Consider the following 20,117-nt stretch of genomic DNA (forward strand, 5'->3'; position numbering starts at 1 on the left):
CCAGGCGCATTGAGGGGGAGATGGAAGATTATGTTGGAATTTGATTTTGAGATGGAATCACTCGCGCAGATTAAGGTCATCGGGGTTGGAGGCGGCGGAAGCAACGCCGTAAACCGGATGATCGAGAACGGCGTGAAGGGTGTCGAATTTATTACGGTGAATACGGATGCGCAAGCTTTGCATTTGGCAAAGTCCGAGCATCGTTTGCAAATCGGCGATAAATTGACGCGCGGTTTGGGAGCCGGCGCAAATCCGGAAGTCGGCAAGAAGGCGGCCGAAGAATCGCGCGAACTGATTATGAACACGCTGCGCGGCGCGGATATGGTATTCGTGACGGCCGGCATGGGCGGCGGCACCGGAACGGGAGCGGCTCCGGTCATCGCGGAGATCGCCCGCGAGTGCGGCGCGCTTACCGTTGGCGTCGTTACGCGCCCGTTCACTTTCGAAGGCCGCAAGCGCCTGTCGCAAGCCGAAGCGGGTATTGAAGCGTTGAAAGAAAAAGTGGATACGCTGATCGTCATTCCGAACGATCGGCTCCTTGAAATCGTAGACAAGAAAACGCCGATGCTGGAAGCTTTCCGCGCGGCGGACAACGTTCTGCGTCAAGCGGTGCAAGGCATCTCCGATCTGATCGCCGTACCGGGGCTAATCAATCTCGACTTCGCCGACGTGAAAACGATCATGACCGAGCGCGGATCGGCATTGATGGGAATCGGCATGGCGAACGGGGAGGATCGGGCCGCGGAAGCGGCGCGCAAAGCGATCATGAGTCCGCTGCTCGAAACGTCGATCGAAGGCGCCCGCGGCGTGATTATGAATATTACCGGCGGAGCGAATCTATCGCTTTACGAAGTGAACGAAGCGGCCGAAATCGTCATTTCGGCGTCCGACCCGGACGTGAACATGATTTTCGGCGCGATCATCGACGAAAGCTTGAAAGACGACATCAAAGTAACGGTCATCGCTACCGGGTTCGAGCATAAGTCGGCGGCGCCGCAGGCGCGCAAGCCTGCCGCCGGCACGGCGCCGGCGGAAACGACGGAGCCCAAAATCAACAATTTGCGCCCGTTCGGCAATCAATCTTCAGGCGATCAATTGGATATACCGACGTTTTTGCGCAATCGTCCGCGCAATTTCGATTAATGGATTCGCTGAATGAATTTCATACAGGCATCACGAGACCCGGCTTCGCTTCCTGTGCAAGGATGCGGAGCCGGGTTTTTGTATGGCCGGGAGATGCCTGGCTTGAACCGGGTCTCCGGGATGGGACGCACGCATGATGGGATGTTGTCCATTGGATTTTATCCAATGCTTGATCCTTGAATTTGGCGAAATACGGTTTTCCATTGGAAATCATACAACGAAATTGTGTTAAATAAGCCTCACGAGTGGAAACGGGGGAAATCCGCTGGACGGTTTCCAACAGAACTCCGATTCAATCAACCGATTAGCCGTTTCTGTTGGATATTTTCCAACGGCCGCGATCTATTTCCACATTTCAAGCGCGGCGAACTAACCTTCCACGCCGCTTCGACAAAAAAAGTACCTGGGCAACGGCGCGTTTAGACAGACTTTGGACTGAAGCTTTACTATACTAGTTTCATCCGTTGTCTAACGATAGGATGAAGACGATTTCATTCAGGCAGGCGGTGAAGTGGACTGGTTGTTTATATCGATCTTATTTTTCTAACAAATTTGCTCATTGACGGAACCGTATTGTGGACAACGGCATGGATGCGGAAAATACGGCCGAAGTTTTGGCGTATCGCCGCCGCGGCTTGCATCGGAGCTTCCTATGTCGTCATGATGTTCGTGCCGGCCCTCTCCTTTATGTTTACGTTTTTGATCAAATTTGTATTCTCCCTTGTTATGCTGTGGACGGCGTTCGGCTTTGGAAGTTTGCAAAACTATTTGCGAAATTTAGGAGCCTTCTACATCGTTAATTTCGCGGCGGCCGGCGGCATATTCGGGGTTCACTATTTGCTGCAAAGCTCGGGCGAAATTTTCAACGGAATTTGGTATTCCTATTCCGGCGGTCTCAGCTTCGAACTGAAAGTCGGTTTTTTATTTACGGCGGTCGGTTTTGCGGCAATGATTCTTTTTTATAAAACGGTCATTCGCTCGCGCGATCACCGGGAGAATATAACCCGATTTACGGCGGAAGTGGAAGTGTCCATCGAAGGAGAGACGGCGCGTTGCACCGGACTGATCGATACCGGCAATCAATTGACCGATCCGCTGACGCGAACGCCTGTCATGATTATGGAGGCGGCGACATGGGGGACAGCGTTGCCCGAGCGTTGGGCTTCCGGGCTGAAGGAGATGCAGGCGGATCAGTTTCTGCTGAAACTGGATGAAGAAGCGTGCAAGTGGAGCGACCGGTTGCGTCTTGTCCCGTATCGCGGAGTGAATCGGGGCACGCAGTTTATGTTGGCTGTCAAACCGGATAAAGTCAGCATTACCTATGAGGGCACGACGGAGGAATGTACGAAGGTTCTGATCGGATTGGACGGCGGCAAGCTGTCGTCCGACGGAACCTATCAAGCGATCATTCATCCGGCATTGCTGCAAACTTTGTCCGAGTAGAGTATAAAACATATAGGAGGAACAGTAATGCGCTTGAAATGGAAATTGATGTTGCAACTGTACTATTACCGTATTTTGTTTCGATTTGGTTTGAAGAGCGAAGAAATCTACTATATCGGCGGAAGCGAGGCCTTGCCCCCGCCGCTCACCCGGGAAGAAGAAGAATATTTGCTCGAACGGTTGTCTTCCGGCGACTCCGCCATTCGCGCGATGCTGATCGAGCGCAATTTGCGCCTTGTCGTTTACATCGCCCGCAAATTCGAAAATACCGGCATTAACATAGAAGATTTGGTGTCGATCGGCGCGATCGGTTTGATTAAAGCGGTCAATACGTTCGATCCCGAGAAAAAAATAAAACTGGCGACATACGCTTCGCGATGCATTGAGAATGAAATCTTAATGTATTTGCGCCGCAACAGTAAAATCCGGACGGAAGTTTCATTCGACGAACCGCTTAATATCGATTGGGACGGGAACGAGTTGCTGCTGTCGGACGTACTCGGCACCGAGAACGACACGATTTACCGCAACATCGAGGAACAGGTGGACCGTAAATTGCTGCATAAGGCGTTAGATAAACTGTCCGAACGGGAACGGATCATTATGGAATTGCGCTTCGGCCTGACCGACGGGGAAGAGAAGACGCAGAAGGACGTAGCCGATCTGCTCGGCATTTCCCAATCCTATATTTCCAGACTCGAGAAAAGAATTATTAAACGATTGCGCAAGGAATTCAACAAAATGGTGTGAGGATAAGATAGATAAAGGGATGTCGAATCGTGCGAATCGTGTCCGATTCGGCGTTTAGAGGAAGGAATAAAAATACAGCCCTCGGAGATAATGAACATTAATGTTTCTCCTTGGGAGGTAGTCACAGTGACCCGAAATAAAGTCGAAATATGTGGTGTTGATACCGCGAAACTGCCAGTTCTGACCAATGCGGAAATGCGCGAATTGTTCGTCGCTCTACAAGAAAATAACGAACGAGCAGCAAGAGAGAAATTAGTGAACGGCAACTTAAGGCTCGTCCTAAGTGTCATTCAAAGGTTTAACAATCGGGGAGAATTTGTCGACGATCTGTTCCAAGTCGGCTGCATCGGGCTAATGAAAGCGATCGATAATTTCGATCTTAGTCAGAACGTTAAATTTTCCACCTATGCGGTGCCGATGATTATCGGCGAGATTCGCCGCTATTTGCGGGACAACAACCCGATCCGCGTATCGCGCTCCTTGCGGGATATCGCCTATAAAGCGTTGCAAGTGCGCGACGCCTTAACGAATAAAAACTCGCGCGAACCGACGATTTTTGAAATTTCCGAAGCGCTTAACGTTCCCAAGGAAGATGTCGTGTTTGCGCTGGATGCGATCCAGGATCCCGTATCCTTGTTCGAGCCGATTTATCACGACGGAGGCGATCCGATTTATGTGATGGATCAAATTAGCGACGATAAAAACAAAGACGTGTCCTGGATCGAAGAAATTGCGCTGCGAGAAGCGATGCGCAAATTGAACGACCGCGAAAAAATGATCTTATCGATGAGGTTTTTTGAAGGGAAAACACAGATGGAAGTGGCCGACGAAATCGGCATCTCGCAAGCGCAAGTATCGCGTTTGGAGAAATCGGCCATTACGCAAATGCAAAAGCATGTGAAGTCCTGACCGGCTGCAAAGAAACAGGTCGCTAAGCGGTGTCCATGACCGCCGGGCGACCTGTGTTTGTATTTAGGTTACACGTTCCTCGCCGAACAACACGCTAATATCAAGATCCTCGGTTCTTTCGTCAAAGACGACGAACCATACGAAGCTTGAACTTGCCTGCGTTAACGAGGCTTCCTTCACGACGCCTAATTTATTAAACCGAATAGACATTTTTTCGGCAGGCCGTTCCGGCAGTCTTCCGAAGTATATCGAGTATGCTTTATTCGCTATTTCCCTCGAAGAATAATGCCATTCGGGAGCTTCGTCATCTTGACTTAAATACCCTCCAATGCCATAAATGTTGTACGTCCTCCCATTCATACTTATGAATGCTACTGCAATGTCTTGTTGGGTGAATCGTTCATAAAAAGCGATTTCGCCATGAGTGACTTCAGCCGTATGGAAGACGGCGAAATTATCGCTTGATTCATAATAGGAGATCGCTTCTTCGATACTTTTATAAGCAGGACCGGAACAAGATGTTGAAATGATTAATAAGATCGATAGAAGCAAGAGAAAAGCGAATTGTTTCATCGCGGATTCCTCCTTTGAGATTGGCTGCTAATTTCAATATTAACCTGAAACGAGAACCAAATCTTCCTTTATTGAGAAAATGGCCAAGCTGTTTTTTGCCAAGTCAGGACATTTTGGAACATTTCCACATATATTATACATGTGGGATGGTGATCGGTCTGATGAAAATTTCCGATTTTCAAACGAAAGACGTAATCAACATTATCGACGGCAAGAAGTTGGGGCAAGTGAGCGATCTGGAGCTGGATTTGCGCCAAGGGCGAATCGAAGCGATCGTAGTGCCGAGCTACAATAAATTTTTCGGCTTGTTCGGCAGCGGGAGCGAAATGATTATTCCTTGGCGCAATATCGTCAAGATCGGGGCGGACGTCGTGCTTGTGAAAATGGAAGAGGCGCGGACGGCGCGCCAAGACGATTACGACTCCATGCCCCAGGAACGATATGAAAGACAGGAGAAGCCGGATCGCAAGTATTATCAAAATTGAAAAAAAGAAAGCATGTTTATGTTACAATAAGGGTGAGGTGAACGCGAATGATGGAACCGTTCGTATTGCGGGAAAAAGCGGACGCACCCGCCCTTTTTTATTTGGAATCGTGGATGAAGCGGGTCGATGGCTTGTCGGCGGGCTTCTCGTCTCGTCTCGGCGGCGTCGGGAGCGGCGCGTGGAGCTCGCTCAACTGCGCCCTGCACGTGAACGATCGTCCCGAAGATGTGATCGAAAACCGCAAACGAATTGCGGCAACGTTGTCGTTTTCTTTCGAAAATTGGACTTGCGCGGAACAAATTCACGGAAACCGCGTATATATTGTTGGCGAATCTGATCGGGGAAGCGGGCGCGAGTCGCGGGAGACGGCGATTCAAAACGCGGATGCGTTAGTAACGAATGTGCCCGATGTTTGGTTAACGTCGTTTTATGCGGATTGCGTGCCGCTATATTTTGTCGATCCGGTAAAACGGGTTGTGGGGCTCGCGCACGCGGGCTGGAGGGGAACGGTTGCGGAGATTGCCAAGGCGACGGTGGAAACGATGCGTCATACATACGACAGCGATCCGAAGGACATACTGGCAAGTATTGGCCCCTCTATCGGGCTGTGTTGTTATGAGGTCGACGAGCGCGTAATGGAGCATGTGAAACCTTTCGCGGCCAATCTCGGCGACGCACTCGCTATGGAAGAGCCGTTCTATACGGATTGCGGAAACGGCAAATCGATGTTAAATTTGAAACAATTGAACCGACAAATGTTGCGAAAAGCAGGAATTTTGCCGACGAACATCGAATATTCAACATGGTGTACAAGTTGTCATGGCGATTATTTTTTTTCGCATCGGCGCGATCATGGGAAGACAGGCCGAATGATCAGTTGGATCGGCTTGGAAAAGAGGTGAATCTTCACTTGACTTTACAGCAAAGAATGGAGCTTGTGGAAGAGCGGGTGAAAGCCGCTTGCGCGCGAAGCGGCAGAAAGCGGGACGAAGTGGAAATGATCGCCGTCACGAAATACGTTTCGCTCGAGAAGACGGCTTCCGTGCTGCGGCACGGCTTGCTTCATATCGGCGAGAATCGTTGGCAGGATGCCGAAGCGAAGTGGAACGCGCTCGGCGATCAAGGAACATGGCATTTTCTCGGCCATTTGCAGACGAATAAAGTAAAGAACGTCATCGGGAAATTTGCATATATTCATTCTCTGGACCGCCTTTCGCTTGCGCAGGAATTGGACAAGAAGGCGGCAGCCGCCGATCTGAATATCCGCTGTTTTATTCAGGTCAACGTATCCGGGGAAGAGTCCAAGTACGGGCTTGAGCCCGAACAGCTCATACCATTTGTCAAAGCGCTGCACTCGATGCCGCGGCTGCAAGTCGTCGGATTAATGACGATGGCTCCGCTGACGAACGAAGCGGAACAAACACGACCGGTCTTTCGCGGATTGCGCACACTTCGAGACGAGCTGAACAAACTCTCGATCACGGAACAACCGATCCCCCATTTGTCGATGGGGATGTCGGGTGATTTTGAAGTGGCCGTCGAAGAAGGGGCGACATGGATTCGCCTCGGCTCAATATTGGTGGGGAAAGAGGAGGAAGTGTAATGGGGGTAATGAATAAATTCATGAATTTTCTCGGGCTGCAGGAAGAAGAGGAAGTCGTCGAACGCGAAAAAATTGTGCAAGAAGAACATGAATATGAAACCCCAAGCTTCGAGTCGCGTAAAAACTTTAAGGGCAGCAACGTCGTTAGCATACATTCGCAAAAAAACGCGAAAGTCGTCCTCAGCGAGCCGCGTTCCTACGAAGAAGCGCAGGAAATCGCCGATCATTTGCGTTCGCGCAGATCGGTCGTCGTCAATTTGCAGCGTGTACGCAACGATCAAGCTTTGCGCATTATCGATTTTTTGAGCGGAACGATCTATGCGCTAAACGGCAGCATTTCGAAATTGGGAGGCAATATTTTCCTATGTACGCCCGATACCGTGGAAATACAAGGCTCCATTACGGAAATGTTTATGGAGGATCAAGACTATAATAGAATGAGGTGACCGGGATTTGGAGCAAGTCACGGAATATGTTTGGATTTTGTATCGAATCTATTTTTACATGATTATCGTCTATGTGCTTCTTTCTTGGGTGCCTAACGCTCGGGAGAGCTTTATCGGTGATATTCTCGGCAAGCTGGTCGAACCGTATTTGACTCCGTTCCGCCGAATTATTCCGGCGATTGGAGGCATGCTGGACATTTCTCCGATCATTGCGTTGTTCGTGCTTCAATACGTTGTTCGCGGGATTCTTGCATTAATCGGTTTGATCGTGCCGTAGGATGGGGGATCTGAATTGACTATTTACGAGCATTTCCATGCGGATGAACATGCGTTTGTGGATCGCGCTTCGGAATGGGTGACGCGGGCGTCTCAGCTGCATGAAGTGCGTCGAACCGATTTTTTGGACCCGCGTCAAGCCTTTATCGTGCAATCGCTCGTTAACAGGCAATCGGATGTGATCGTCCGTTTCGAAGGCGGGTATGCGGAAGCCGAACGCAAACGCGCGCTTATTGCTCCGGAATACCGCGATTTGGACAGCGAAGACGCGGAGATTGCGGTGATCGCAATCACCTCGGACGATCATCGAATCGCTTCGCTGGATCATGGGGATTATTTAGGCTCGGTTCTAGGATTAGGCATCAAACGCGGCAAAATCGGCGACATACAAGTGTCGGATCAGGGCTGTCATTGTTTGGTGGCGGAGGATATCGCGCCTTTCGTGCATATGAATCTTGGACAAGTGCACCGGATACGGGTTCAAACCGAGATTCTTCCTGTGGAACGGTTGCAAAAGGCAAACGTTCGTCTGGAAGAATTGAACCTGACGGTGGCTTCTTTTCGTTTAGACGGCATTGCCAGCGACGTATTTCGGTTGAGCCGCGCCAAAATCGTAAATCCGATCAAAGCGGGACGCTGCCGCATCAATTGGAAAGTCGAGGAAAACCCCGGGACTCAGCTCAAAGCCGGCGATATCGTCTCGCTGCAAGGATTCGGCCGGTTTCAAGTGATCGATATGGACGGAGTGACAAAAAAAGGAAGATACCGCGTAAAAATCGGGAAATTTGTATAAGCGGATGCAGGATTTTAACGGTACTTGTCGAAATGAATAGGCTAGTGGGATACGCGATACGCATTTATGACGTTGTTGATTTTATAGGAGGTGCACCACCATGCCGTTAACACCGCTCGATATACATAATAAAGAATTCGGGCGCAAATTGCGCGGTTACGACGAAGACGAAGTGAACGAGTTTCTGGATCAAGTGATTAAGGATTATGAAGCTATTATTCGTGAGAATAAAGAATTGCACAATCAGTTGATGACGGTCCAAGAGAAGCTGGATCATTTCGCCAACATTGAGGAAACGCTCAGCAAAACGATTATCGTCGCGCAAGAAGCTGCCGATGAAGTGAAGAACAACGCGAAGAAGGAAGCGCAATTGATTATTAAAGAAGCGGAGAAAAACGCGGACCGCATCATTAACGAATCGCTTAACAAGTCGCGCAAAATTACGTTGGAAGTCGAGGAATTGAAGAAACAGGCCTCAATTTACCGCGCGCGTTTCCGCACTTTGGTCGAAGCGCAGTTGGATTTGCTGAATCAAGACGGTTGGGAAGCGCTGGAGCATCGCGAGCGCGAGAAGGAACGGGAGCGCGATCGCGAGCGGGACCGGGAATTGCGTGAAATGTATTAGGATTGACTTTTTTGCGCAAAGAGGATATATTAACTTGTAATATTGAAATTCCATGATGGGAAAAAGTAAGCTATGCGCTTGATCCGCAGAGAGTCGGCATTTGCTGCGAGCCGACGTTCGGGACGTAGCCGAAAATCATCCCGGAGAAGTAAAGCTGAAACTCAAGCGACCAGTAAGCTTTACCGGAGGTCCGCCGTTATACGGAACGCGTATGGCGCACGTACGTTGATGAGGTGCTGTTTTGCCGGTTGTAAGAGCAAGACAGAACAAGGGTGGTAACGCGAGTCGAATCTCGTCCCTTATTAGGGGCGGGTTTTTTTATTTTCTAGAGGAAGTGTCGATGAGCTGTAGGCCGCGATTTTCCGGCTAACGGATGCAGGGGACTCTATTTAAGCAAAATCGCAAATTTTCAAAACGTAACGGAAGTGAAGGACCTTATTTGCAGTCATTCGTTCCTTTTCCGCTGCAAAAACAATGAATAAGAGCGCTCATTTCCGTTACAATCCGAAAAGCCCGCTTTTTACCGCGTTAAGGTCTTCTATATCCGTTACACATTTAGCATGTCGAATTTATGTATCCGCGGTTTATCGACCGGATCATGTTCAATGCGAAGGGCTAGAGGTTATACCATATGTTGGAGGGAGTTAGCATGAGAAAAATTGATGTCAAAGAAAAAGCGCGCGAGCGCGAACTGCGCGTTCTCGCCAAATGGAACGAAGAAAGCACGTTCGCAAAATCGATCGAAAATCGCGCGGGAAAGCCGAATTTCGTGTTTTACGAAGGTCCCCCGACGGCGAACGGCGCGCCTCATATCGGGCATGTGCTCGGCCGGGTAATCAAAGATTTCATTGGCCGATATAAGACGATGGCGGGCTACCGCGTCGTGCGCAAAGCCGGTTGGGATACGCACGGCCTGCCGGTCGAACTCGGCGTCGAGAAGCAACTCGGTATTTCCGGCAAACAGGAAATCGAAAAATACGGCATCGAAGCGTTTGTGAAAAAATGTAAAGCGAGCGTATTCGAGTATGAGAAACAATGGCGCGAATTGACGGAAGCGATCGCGTACTGGACCGACCTGGATCATCCTTATATTACGCTCGATAACAATTACATCGAAAGCGTATGGAACATTCTATCCGCCATTCACGGCAAAGGGTTGCTGTACCGCGGCCATCGGGTCAGCCCATACTGCCCTTGTTGCCAAACGACGCTAAGCTCGCATGAAGTAGCCCAAGGCTACGAGACGGTGAAAGATTTGTCGGCGACCGTCAAATTCAAGCTGCATGACAGCGGCGATAACGTGCTCGCCTGGACGACGACGCCGTGGACGCTGCCCGCGCACGCGGCGCTGGCGATGAATCCGGACATGGAATATGCGCGCGTCAAGCAGGACGGGAGCGTATATATCGTAGCGAAAAATTTGGTTGAAGACGTAATGAAGGAAAACTATGAAGTTGTATCCGTTCATAAAGGATCCGAATTTATCGGGAAAACGTACGAGCCGCCTTTCGGATATGTCAAACCGGAAAAAGGCCATTTGATCGTAGGAGCCGATTTCGTCACCGATTCGAGCGGTACGGGGATCGTGCATATGGCTCCGGCGCATGGGGAAGACGACTACAAAGCTTGCCGCGAGCATGGCATCAGCTTCATTAGCGTCGTTAACCAGCAAGGCCGTTATACCGAAGAAGTAACGGATTTCGCCGGCCGGTTCGTAAAAGATTGCGATATCGATATCGTCAAGAAGCTGTCCGAGCAAGCAACGCTATACAGCAAAGAAAAATACGAGCATAGCTATCCGTTCTGCTGGCGCTGCAAATCGCCGCTGCTCTATTACGCGACCGAAAGCTGGTTTATTCAAACGACGGCGGTCAAAGATCAGCTCATCGCCAACAACAATCAAGTGAATTGGTATCCGTCCCATATCCGCGAAGGACGCTTCGGCAAGTTTCTCGAGGATCTCGTCGATTGGAACATTAGCCGCAACCGGTATTGGGGAACGCCGCTCAATGTGTGGGTGTGCAATTCGTGCCGCGGCGAATATGCGCCGGGCAGCATCGCCGACCTGCGCGCGAAATCGATTCATCCGATTTCCGAAGATTTGGAATTGCATAAACCGTACGTAGACGAAGTGAAGCTTCATTGTCCGCATTGCGAGGGCGGCGTCATGGAACGCACCTCCGAAGTGATCGATGTATGGTTCGACAGCGGCTCGATGCCGTTCGCGCAGTACCATCATCCTTTCGGAGACGAGCGGGAATTTGCGGAGCAATATCCGGCCGATATCATTTGCGAAGGTATCGATCAAACGCGGGGCTGGTTCTTCAGCTTGCTCGCCGTTTCGACGCTATATAACGGAAAAGCTCCGTACAAGGCGGTTATTTCGACCGGTCATATTCTCGATGAAAACGGCCAGAAGATGTCCAAGAGCAAAGGGAATGTGATCGACCCGTGGGAAATCATTAACGAATACGGCACCGACGCGTTCCGTTGGGCATTGCTGTCCGACAGCGCCCCATGGAACAGCAAGCGCTTCTCGAAACAAATCGTCGCCGAGGCAAAATCGAAAGTGATCGATACGATCGTCAATACGCATGCGTTTCTTGCCCTTTACGCCAATATCGACGGCTACGATCCGCAGGCGCATCCGGCGCGTCCGTCGGCCAACAAGCTTGACCGTTGGATTTTGTCGCGGCTGAACAGCTTGATCCAAACCGTAACGAAAGGGCTCGAAGCGAATGATTTCCTCAATCCTGCCAAAGCGATCGAAACGTTCGTCGACGAACTGAGCAACTGGTATATCCGCCGTTCGCGCGACCGCTTCTGGGGCAGTGACATGTCCGAGGATAAGGTGTCCGCTTACCAAACGCTGCGCAGCGTATTGCTTAACCTGTCGAAATTGATCGCTCCGTTCGCTCCGATGCTGGCGGAGGATGTTTACGGCAACTTGGGCGGCGAGGAAGGCGTGCCGAGCGTTCATTTGGCCGATTATCCGGTGGCGGATGCTTCGTTGATCGACGAGTCCTTGGAACAAGACATGGAGACGGCGCGGCAAATCGTGGAGCTGGCGCGCAACGTGCGCAACGAAACCGGAATCAAGACGCGGCAGCCGTTGTCCGAATTAATCGTCTCGATGGACCGCAGCTTCGATCTGGCGGGTTACGACTCGATCATTAAAGATGAAATTAACGTGAAGCGTATTCGAATCGAAACGAGCGACAGCGATTTTGTCGATTTCGCCTTGAAGCTCAATTTGAAAGTGGCGGGCAAGAAATACGGCAAGCATGTCGGGGCGATTCAAGCGCATTTGAAAGCTCTGTCGCCGGATCAAACGCGGGCAGCGGTAGAACAAGGCATGCTCACGTTCACGACCCCGGAACAAGAAACGCTTGAAATTGCGAAGGACGAGCTGCTGATCGACAAATTAGCGAAATCCGGCTTTGCCTCCGCATCGGGATATCAAATTACAGTCGCATTAAATACGGACATCACTTCGGAACTTGAACAAGAAGGCTGGGTCCGGGAAGTTGTACGCGCGATTCAAGATTACCGCAAAAAACTGGATTTGCCGATCGAGAAACGGGTGGATTTGACGCTGGATGCGGATGCGGAACTGCAGGCGGCCATTCAAGCGTTCGAATCCGTATTGCGCGATAACGTGCTTGTGTCGGGATTGGCTTTTGAAGCCGGCGACGGCATGGAACGAGTGGAGATCGGCGGCAAAACGATCGGCATTCGCATTGAATAGGAAGCGATGGAGAATGGCGGCAGCCATTTCAGGGCATAACTAAATAGCAAGCATGTACTCCGCAAACGAGCTCAAGTCGGCGACCAAGAAGGGCCATTCCTTCCCTTCGCGCTTGGGCTCGTTTTGTTATAGACGTAAGGAGAGAGCAATGGTCGACAAGGAAAAGGAAGCGGCGCGAGCGGGCAGAGACAGCGAACCGGCCGGATCGGGAGCGGCGAATCCGCATGAATTGGAACGGACGCTGCAATCCGATCTGACGACAATGGAAAAAATGGTGCGGCATATTCATGACCTGACGGTAAAAGTCGCTCAGGACATGGAAAAAGCCCGGATTGCGGAATATACGGAGCTGCTGTTCAAGCCGTGGAAGCTGATTTGGGTCAATATTTTGGCCGGAACGGCGCGCGGCGTCGGCATCGCGATCGGTTTTACCTTTTTCGCCGCGACCATTTTGTATATTTTGCAAGGGCTCGGAGCTTTGAATTTACCGATCATCGGCGATTATATCGCCGATATTGTGCGGATCGTGCAGCGGCAGCTGGAAGGAAAGACGTATTAATCTTCGATTTCCCGATCCGGCTCAAGCAGCGGATCTCCTTCCTTGTCGGCCAAATATTTATGGTATAGCTTATTGCGGACGACGGTAACGTTCTTGCCGAAAATATCGGTCGCCACAAAGCTTTCGAACGGTTCTACAAAGCCGTCCAGATCGTCGGCCGCTTCGATCTCGATTTCGTCGTAATCCGAAATGTTGTTTCCTTCGGCCATCGCCGGCGTATTGGATGTTCCCCAGCTTGCCACGATTTGCCAAGCGTCTTCGCCGTCGAACCGGTTGGAATCTTCATCGTTTTCGTCAAGACTCGTCCGTCCGAAAGGCGGCTGCAGAAACCGCTCTTCGACCGGCCTGCGCTTCGAAATGCTTTGTTCCGGCGCATGCTCCGCGCAATGCAGAGCGAACGGCACGGCAAGCAGCCGTTCGTATGGGATCGGCCGGCCGCATTCGGCGCATTTGCCGTAGTTGCCGCGGTCGATTTGTTCAAGCGCATGGTCGATTCGCGATAACAGCCGCTCCGTATTTTCCAGCAGCGCGATATCTTTCTGCCGCTCGAACGTTTCCGAAGCGAGGTCGCCGGGATGGTTGTCGTTAACCGACAGATCGCCGGTTTCGTCCCGCAGCGATTCGGCCATGCCGAGATGATCGTTCGCGGTCAAACGCTGCTCAATTTCTTGTTTTTGCGATATAAGGGATTGTTTCAGCGTATTCATCTGATGATCGGATAAATGCGGCATCGTGTTGTTCGCTCCTTTATGAACGGATTGATGTATTTAGGTTGTGCCGGGCCGTACTTTTTTACGACATTCATAATTTATAAATTTTCGTAACAAATGGAAATCGCCCGCCTTTTTTCATGCAAATCTATTGCGTTTGAATTGGACGTTATTCGCAAGGCTGTGCTACAATAACGAAGGACAACGCTGCATAAGAGCGAGTTCAAAAAGTCGTTCTCTTGCAGCCTGTCGACAGAATGGATCGAGGTGACATAGTCAAGGTGATATATTATTTCATCGCTCTTATTGTCTTTTTGCTGGATCAAGGCACGAAATGGATCATTGCCACGCAGATGAGGCTTGGCGAACAACGAAGCGTAATCGGAGATTTTTTCCTCATTACATCGCATCGCAATACCGGTGCCGCTTTCAGCATATTGGAGGGGCAGCGCTGGTTTTTCCTCGTCATTACGCCGATCGTCTTGATCGGAATCGTATGGTATATGCAAAAAATGAAGCAATCCGGCAGCAAAATGCTGTTTCTCGGCCTTTCGCTTATTTTAGGGGGAGCCGTCGGCAATTTTTTGGATCGCGCTTTAACCGGGGAAGTCGTCGATTTTCTGCAATTCAATTTCGGCAACTACACGTTCCCGATTTTTAATATTGCCGATTCGGGCATTGTCATTGGGGTAGGTTTGGTATTGCTGGATTCGTTGCTAAGCGCCAAAAAAGGAGAAAACAATCAAAAAAGCGAGGAATTGCAATGACAGAACATGTTGCGGCCGAAACGGAAACGATCGAATGGACCGTGGCGCCGGAATATGAGAAAGAACGGATCGATAAATATGTCAGCGAGTCGATCGGCGAAGACGTCTCGCGTACGCAAGTGCAGTCGTGGATCAAGGACGGCTGCGTGCTCGTCAACGGGCTAACGGTCAAGCCGAACTATAAATTGTCCGCAGGCGATACGGTAGCGGTAACGGTTCCGGAACCTTCCCCCGTCGATATTGCGGCGGAAGCGATTCCGCTTGACATTGCCCATGAGGACGAAGATGTCATCGTCATCAATAAGCCTCGCGGCATGGTCGTTCACCCGGCGCCCGGACATACTTCCGGAACCGTCGTCAATGCGCTGATGCATCATTGCCGCGATTTGTCCGGCATTAACGGGGAATTGCGTCCCGGCATCGTCCATCGGATCGATAAAGATACGTCGGGCTTGATGATGGCGGCCAAGCACGATAAAGCGCATCTATCGCTCGCCGAACAGCTTAAGCGGCATAGCGTAACGCGCAAATATATCGCTCTCGTTCACGGCAATATCGCACACGACCACGGCACCGTCGACGCGCCGATCGGCCGCGATATGCATGACCGCAAGATGTACACGGTCACGGAACGCAACAGCAAGCATGCGGTAACCCATTTCCTCGTGCTGGAGCGATTTGGCGATTATACGTTAGTCGAATTGAAATTGGAGACAGGCAGAACGCATCAAATTCGCGTACATATGAAATTTATCGGACATCCTTTGGTCGGGGATCCCGTATACGGACGCAACAAAGGGTTGAAAATGGACGGGCAAGCGCTCCATGCGGCGATTCTCGGCTTTGACCATCCGAAGACGGGAAATTATATGGAGTTTGCCGCGCCTTTGCCTTCCGATATGGAACATTTGCTGGCGCTTTTGCGGCAGAGGTAATGATTTGAAGTTGACAAACGAAGCATGTCATGTGATAATTCTAATAGTTGAATATGGACCTTTAAATCAGTCCCGTGAGGCTGGCAAGGTAACGTGAGAGAAGGATCGTTATATAGCGGTGCGCTGTACCGTTGTGTCCTTCCGTATCATTATGCGTGTAAGCAACTCCTTGCCGATTGGGGCAAGGAGTTTTTTCGCGTTTCGATGGTTATCACAATACCAGGCATGCTTTTCGCAAACGAATGGATCAAGCCACATTAAAGGAGGTACCGGCATGACGCAAGAAAGCCATGTCATTATGGACGAAATTGCGATCCGCCGCGCATTGACGCGAATCGCGCATGAAATTTTGGAGAAGAACAAAGGAATCGACAACTGTGTCCTGGTGGGCATTCGCACGCGGGGGATTTATTTGGCGGAACGAATTGCCGCCCGGATTCAAGAAATCGAGCAAACGGAAGTCCCGGTCGGCGAATTGGATGTCACTTCGTACCGCGACGACTTGAAAGCCGACAAAACGTCGGATGCTGCAAATAAAGCCAAAGGGGAGACGCTTTCGTTTCCGATTCAGGATAAGAAGATTATATTGTTCGACGACGTTCTATATACCGGCCGCACGATCCGCGCGGCGATGGATGCGCTGATGGACAGAGGCAGGCCGCAATTGATCCAATTGGCGGTGCTGGCCGACCGCGGCCACCGGGAATTGCCGATACGGCCCGATTATATCGGCAAGAACGTGCCTACTTCCAAATTGGAGCAAATCGACGTAATGTTGACGGAAATTGACGGAATCGATCAAGTGCGGATTATTCAGCATAGGGGGTAAACAGAAGATGACGATAACGGCGACGCAAGTAAAACATAGAAGTTTGCTCGGATTGAGAGAGATGGATAAAAGCGAGATCGAGTCGATTTTGGACCGCGCCGCGTATTGGGAGAGAGAAACGCAAAAGGTGACGCCTGTGCTCGGCGATAAATTTATCGCCAATATGTTTTTCGAGAACAGCACGAGAACCCGCTTTTCATTCGAGGTAGCGGAAAAACGGCTGGGAGCGGAAGTGTTGAATTTTACGGCCGCCGCTTCGAGCGTAGAGAAGGGCGAATCGATCTACGATACGGTGCGGACGCTGGAATCGATGGGAATCGACGCGGGAGTAATCAGACTGAAGCCGATCGGCGTACTCGCCGAATTGGCCGAGAAAATCCGCATCCCGCTTATCAATGCGGGCGACGGCAATAACGAGCATCCGACGCAGGCGCTGCTCGATCTCTACACGATGCGCAAGCAGTTCGGCACGCTCGCCGGACTCAGGGTGTCGATCATCGGCGATATTATGCACAGCAGAGTCGCGCGGTCGGATCTGTGGGCGCTCCGCAAATTCGGAGCGGACGTACGCTTCTGTGCGCCGCCGAATATGGTGGCGGCGGAGCTCTTGGAATATGCGCCGTATGTCGACATCGACGAAGCGCTGCAAGCCGACGTCGTCATGATGCTGCGCGTGCAATTGGAGCGTCATGCGTCGGGCATGATTAAATCGGCGGAGGATTACCGCGAGCGATACGGTTTGACGGAGGAACGGGCAAGCCGCATGGCGAGCCATGCGATTATTATGCACCCGGCGCCGGTCAACCGCAACGTAGAAATCGACGATGCATTGGTCGAGAGCGAACGGTCGAAGATTTTCCCGCAAATGTCCAACGGCGTTCCGATTCGAATGGCGGTTGTCGAGCGGGCTTTAGCATAAAAAGTACGAGAAGGAGCGATAACGACCATGATCGTAATTACAAACGCAAGCGTTCTAAATGCGGACGGGCAATTGGAACGAAAACATATTATGATATCGGACAATAAAGTCGAGGACATCATTGACGGCAACAGCGGATTATCGTTGTTTGCGCCCGAAGGGACGCCGCTGGAAGAAGCGGCGACGGTCGTCGACGCAAACGGCAAGCTCGTGATTCCCGGCTTGATCGACATGCATGTGCATTTGCGCGAGCCCGGCTTCGAACATAAGGAAACGATCGCGACCGGCACCCGCTCGGCGGCGAAAGGCGGCTTCACGACGATCGCCTGCATGCCGAATACGCGCCCGGTTGCCGATACGGCGGAGACGGTGCGCATGGTGCTGGACAAAGCCGAAACGGAGGGCGTCGTGCGCGTGCTGCCGTATGCGGCGATTACGAAGAATGAACTGGGCCGCGAGCTAACCGACTTCGCCGCTTTGAAGGAAGCGGGAGCGATCGGCTTTACGGACGACGGCGTCGGCGTCCAAAACGCGCAAATGATGAAAAACGCGATGGCTTTGGCGAAATCGCTCGGGATGCCGGTCATCGCCCATTGCGAAGACGACTCGCTCGTCGCAGGCGCCGCGGTGACGGAAGGCGAATTTGCGCGCAAGCACGGCTTGAAAGGAATTCCGAACGAGTCGGAAGCGATTCATGTCGGGCGCGATATTTTGCTGGCCGAAGCGACCGGCGTGCATTATCATGTATGCCATGTCAGCACCGAGCAGTCGATCCGCCTCATCCGGCAAGCGAAGCAAATCGGCATTAACGTAACGGCGGAAGTATGTCCGCATCATCTGGTGCTGTCCGACGAAGACATTCCGGGAATGGACGCCAATTGGAAAATGAATCCGCCGCTGCGGACGCCGCGGGATGTACAAGCCTGCATCGAAGGGCTTGAGGACGGCACGATCGATATGATCGTCACCGATCATGCGCCGCATAGCCAGGAGGAGAAAGCGCGCGGCATGGAGCTGGCGCCGTTCGGCATCGTCGGGTTCGAAACGGCATTCCCGCTGCTGTATACGAAATTCGTTGCAACAGGCAAATGGACGCTTCCTTTCCTCGTCGGCAAAATGACGAAGGAGCCTGCGCGGGTGTTCGGATTGCCGTACGGCACGCTGGAAGCGGGAGCGGTCGCGGATGTGACCTTAATCGATTTGGAAACGGAGAAGGCGGTCGATCCGGAGACGTTCGCATCCAAAGGCCGCAATACGCCGTTTACAGGCTGGAAGCTGAAAGGCTGGCCCGTCGCTACCGTCGTCGGCGGAAAATTGGTATGGTCGGAACAAAATGAGTGCAAATAATACTGGATTATTCGCCGAACTATTGATAAAGTATGTAGTAGTGAATATTATTACAGTATAACGAATAAATATTCAATCTTAGGACGGGAAGAAAGAGGAGTGAAATCATAACTATGCAATCATACAAGCAGGCGAGATTATTACTGGAAGACGGCACGCTGTTTACCGGCCGCGCGTTCGGAGCCGACGGGCAATCAACCGGCGAAGTCGTATTTAATACAGGAATTACCGGATATCAAGAAGTCATTTCCGACCCGTCGTATTGCGGGCAAATCGTTACGATGACGTATCCGTTGGTCGGCAATTACGGAATTACGCGCGACGATTTCGAATCGATTCGCCCTTTCATCCACGGTTTTGCGGTACGCAGATACGAACCGATTCCAAGCAACTGGCGGGCTCAATATACATTGGATCAAATGTTGAAAGAATACGGCATCCTCGGCATCAGCGATATCGATACGAGAATGCTCACGCGCATATTGCGCCATCACGGCACGATGAAAGGCATTTTGACGACCGCCTCCGCACCGGTGGAGGAATTGAAGGAAATGCTGGCGGATTCGCCGCTCATGAGAGATCAAGTAGCGCGCACATCGACGAAGTCGGTGTTCAGCTCCCCGGGCGACGGAGAACGGATCGTGCTGATCGATTACGGCGCGAAGAGCGGCATTTTGCGGGAGTTAACGAAACGCGGTTGCGATGTAGTCGTCGTGCCTCATGATACTACGGCGGAAGAGATTCGCCGCTTGGATCCGGACGGCATTCAATTGTCGAACGGGCCGGGGGATCCGAAGGATGTGCCGCATGCGGTGCAAGTGTTGAACGAACTGCTCGGCGAATACCCGATGTTCGGCATTTGCTTAGGCCATCAATTGTTCGCCTTGGCTTCCGGCGCGGATACGGTGAAGCTGAAGTTCGGACATCGCGGAGGCAACCATCCGGTAAAGGAACTGGCTACGAACCGCTGCTATATCACTTCGCAAAATCACGGCTACACCGTGCGCGAAGATTCGATTGCGGGCACCGATCTGATCGTGACGCATATCAACAATAACGACAAAACGATTGAAGGCTTGCGTCATGCCAAATACCCGGCGTTCTCCGTTCAATACCATCCGGAGGCGGCTCCCGGACCATTCGACAGCAGTTATCTGTTCGACGAATTTCTCGACATGATCCGCGATCACCGCAACAACAATCCGAAGGCGCCGCGGCAAGCCGAAATTTCAGCAGCATTGAAAGGAGAACGTTAAT

General features: G+C 51.4%; 21 protein-coding genes and 1 other annotated feature. Of the genes, 19 read left to right on the top strand and 2 right to left on the bottom strand.

The genetic code is table 11. The annotated features are described in order from the left end of the window. Positions 1 to 30 precede the first annotated feature (30 nt). From ftsZ to sigG, 4 genes are all read left to right on the top strand, one after another. Positions 31 to 1,143 carry a cell division protein FtsZ gene (ftsZ, locus tag KQI79_RS00585; protein WP_216536262.1) on the top strand — a complete coding sequence of 371 codons (1,113 nt, stop codon included), beginning with the start codon at positions 31 to 33 and terminating at the stop codon, positions 1,141 to 1,143. 528 nt (positions 1,144 to 1,671) lie between these two features. Beyond that, positions 1,672 to 2,586, top strand: coding sequence for a sigma-E processing peptidase SpoIIGA (spoIIGA, locus tag KQI79_RS00590; RefSeq protein ID WP_367398121.1), 915 nt, complete (start codon positions 1,672 to 1,674; stop codon positions 2,584 to 2,586). A gap of 27 nt (positions 2,587 to 2,613) precedes the next feature. Continuing rightward, positions 2,614 to 3,336 (top strand): RNA polymerase sporulation sigma factor SigE, encoded by a 723-nt coding sequence (gene sigE, locus KQI79_RS00595; protein WP_216536263.1) that lies wholly within the window; start codon positions 2,614 to 2,616, stop codon positions 3,334 to 3,336. A gap of 126 nt (positions 3,337 to 3,462) precedes the next feature. Then, positions 3,463 to 4,245, top strand: coding sequence for an RNA polymerase sporulation sigma factor SigG (gene sigG, locus KQI79_RS00600; RefSeq protein WP_216536264.1), 783 nt, complete (start codon positions 3,463 to 3,465; stop codon positions 4,243 to 4,245). A 63-nt stretch (positions 4,246 to 4,308) separates the two neighbouring features. On the opposite strand, the gene KQI79_RS00605 is transcribed toward sigG, so the two are convergent. Further along, positions 4,309 to 4,818, bottom strand: a complete 510-nt coding sequence (locus tag KQI79_RS00605; protein ID WP_216536265.1) for a hypothetical protein — start codon at positions 4,816 to 4,818, stop codon at positions 4,309 to 4,311. Between the two features lie 161 nt (positions 4,819 to 4,979). Between KQI79_RS00605 and KQI79_RS00610 the strand changes: the two genes are divergently transcribed. From KQI79_RS00610 to KQI79_RS00650, 9 genes are all read left to right on the top strand, one after another. Continuing rightward, on the top strand, positions 4,980 to 5,303 hold the full coding sequence (locus tag KQI79_RS00610) for a YlmC/YmxH family sporulation protein (RefSeq protein WP_216536266.1): 324 nt from the start codon (positions 4,980 to 4,982) through the stop codon (positions 5,301 to 5,303). A gap of 50 nt (positions 5,304 to 5,353) precedes the next feature. Continuing rightward, the gene (gene pgeF, locus KQI79_RS00615; RefSeq protein ID WP_216536366.1) at positions 5,354 to 6,205 is read left to right on the top strand and encodes a peptidoglycan editing factor PgeF; all 852 of its coding nucleotides are present in this window, start codon (positions 5,354 to 5,356) and stop codon (positions 6,203 to 6,205) included. Positions 6,206 to 6,213: 8 nt separating this feature from the next. Further along, complete coding sequence (locus KQI79_RS00620) at positions 6,214 to 6,906, top strand: YggS family pyridoxal phosphate-dependent enzyme (protein WP_216536267.1); 693 nt, start codon at positions 6,214 to 6,216, stop codon at positions 6,904 to 6,906. Then, positions 6,906 to 7,352, top strand: coding sequence for a cell division protein SepF (locus KQI79_RS00625; protein WP_216536268.1), 447 nt, complete (start codon positions 6,906 to 6,908; stop codon positions 7,350 to 7,352). Before KQI79_RS00620 ends, KQI79_RS00625 begins: the two co-directional genes overlap by 1 nt. Positions 7,353 to 7,359: 7 nt before the next feature. Beyond that, positions 7,360 to 7,629: a YggT family protein gene (locus tag KQI79_RS00630; RefSeq protein ID WP_216536269.1), complete on the top strand. Its 270-nt coding sequence runs from the start codon at positions 7,360 to 7,362 to the stop codon at positions 7,627 to 7,629. A 15-nt stretch (positions 7,630 to 7,644) separates the two neighbouring features. Further along, positions 7,645 to 8,421, top strand: coding sequence for a YlmH family RNA-binding protein (locus tag KQI79_RS00635; RefSeq protein WP_216536270.1), 777 nt, complete (start codon positions 7,645 to 7,647; stop codon positions 8,419 to 8,421). A gap of 100 nt (positions 8,422 to 8,521) precedes the next feature. After that, positions 8,522 to 9,046 carry a DivIVA domain-containing protein gene (locus KQI79_RS00640; protein WP_216536271.1) on the top strand — a complete coding sequence of 175 codons (525 nt, stop codon included), beginning with the start codon at positions 8,522 to 8,524 and terminating at the stop codon, positions 9,044 to 9,046. A 43-nt stretch (positions 9,047 to 9,089) separates the two neighbouring features. Beyond that, positions 9,090 to 9,349 (top strand) — a binding site (T-box leader). A gap of 346 nt (positions 9,350 to 9,695) precedes the next feature. Beyond that, positions 9,696 to 12,794, top strand: coding sequence for an isoleucine--tRNA ligase (ileS, locus tag KQI79_RS00645; protein ID WP_216536272.1), 3,099 nt, complete (start codon positions 9,696 to 9,698; stop codon positions 12,792 to 12,794). A 262-nt stretch (positions 12,795 to 13,056) separates the two neighbouring features. Continuing rightward, entirely contained in the window at positions 13,057 to 13,353 is a 297-nt protein-coding gene (locus tag KQI79_RS00650) for a DUF5665 domain-containing protein (RefSeq protein ID WP_216536367.1), read from the top strand. On the opposite strand, the gene KQI79_RS00655 is transcribed toward KQI79_RS00650, so the two are convergent. Beyond that, on the bottom strand, positions 13,350 to 14,084 hold the full coding sequence (locus KQI79_RS00655) for a TraR/DksA C4-type zinc finger protein (RefSeq protein WP_216536273.1): 735 nt from the start codon (positions 14,082 to 14,084) through the stop codon (positions 13,350 to 13,352). The two genes, KQI79_RS00650 and KQI79_RS00655, sit on opposite strands and share 4 nt — an antisense overlap. Before the next feature lie 260 nt (positions 14,085 to 14,344). On the opposite strand from KQI79_RS00655, the gene lspA reads away from it, so the two are divergent. From lspA to carA, 6 genes are all read left to right on the top strand, one after another. Then, positions 14,345 to 14,830, top strand: a complete 486-nt coding sequence (gene lspA / locus KQI79_RS00660) for a signal peptidase II (protein WP_216536274.1) — start codon at positions 14,345 to 14,347, stop codon at positions 14,828 to 14,830. After that, entirely contained in the window at positions 14,827 to 15,765 is a 939-nt protein-coding gene (locus KQI79_RS00665; protein WP_216536275.1) for an RluA family pseudouridine synthase, read from the top strand. The genes lspA and KQI79_RS00665 overlap by 4 nt, the downstream gene beginning before the upstream one ends. 274 nt (positions 15,766 to 16,039) lie before the next feature. After that, positions 16,040 to 16,594 carry a bifunctional pyr operon transcriptional regulator/uracil phosphoribosyltransferase PyrR gene (pyrR, locus tag KQI79_RS00670; protein WP_216536276.1) on the top strand — a complete coding sequence of 185 codons (555 nt, stop codon included), beginning with the start codon at positions 16,040 to 16,042 and terminating at the stop codon, positions 16,592 to 16,594. 7 nt (positions 16,595 to 16,601) lie between these two features. Beyond that, positions 16,602 to 17,513 (top strand): aspartate carbamoyltransferase catalytic subunit, encoded by a 912-nt coding sequence (locus KQI79_RS00675; protein WP_216536277.1) that lies wholly within the window; start codon positions 16,602 to 16,604, stop codon positions 17,511 to 17,513. Positions 17,514 to 17,540: 27 nt separating this feature from the next. Beyond that, positions 17,541 to 18,860, top strand: a complete 1,320-nt coding sequence (locus KQI79_RS00680) for a dihydroorotase (RefSeq protein ID WP_216536278.1) — start codon at positions 17,541 to 17,543, stop codon at positions 18,858 to 18,860. Between the two features lie 113 nt (positions 18,861 to 18,973). Further along, positions 18,974 to 20,116: a glutamine-hydrolyzing carbamoyl-phosphate synthase small subunit gene (gene carA / locus KQI79_RS00685; protein ID WP_216536279.1), complete on the top strand. Its 1,143-nt coding sequence runs from the start codon at positions 18,974 to 18,976 to the stop codon at positions 20,114 to 20,116. The last annotated feature ends 1 nt before the right edge of the window (position 20,117 follow it).

Source organism: Paenibacillus sp. MSJ-34 (assembly GCF_018918005.1).
Classification (GTDB): domain Bacteria; phylum Bacillota; class Bacilli; order Paenibacillales; family Paenibacillaceae; genus MSJ-34.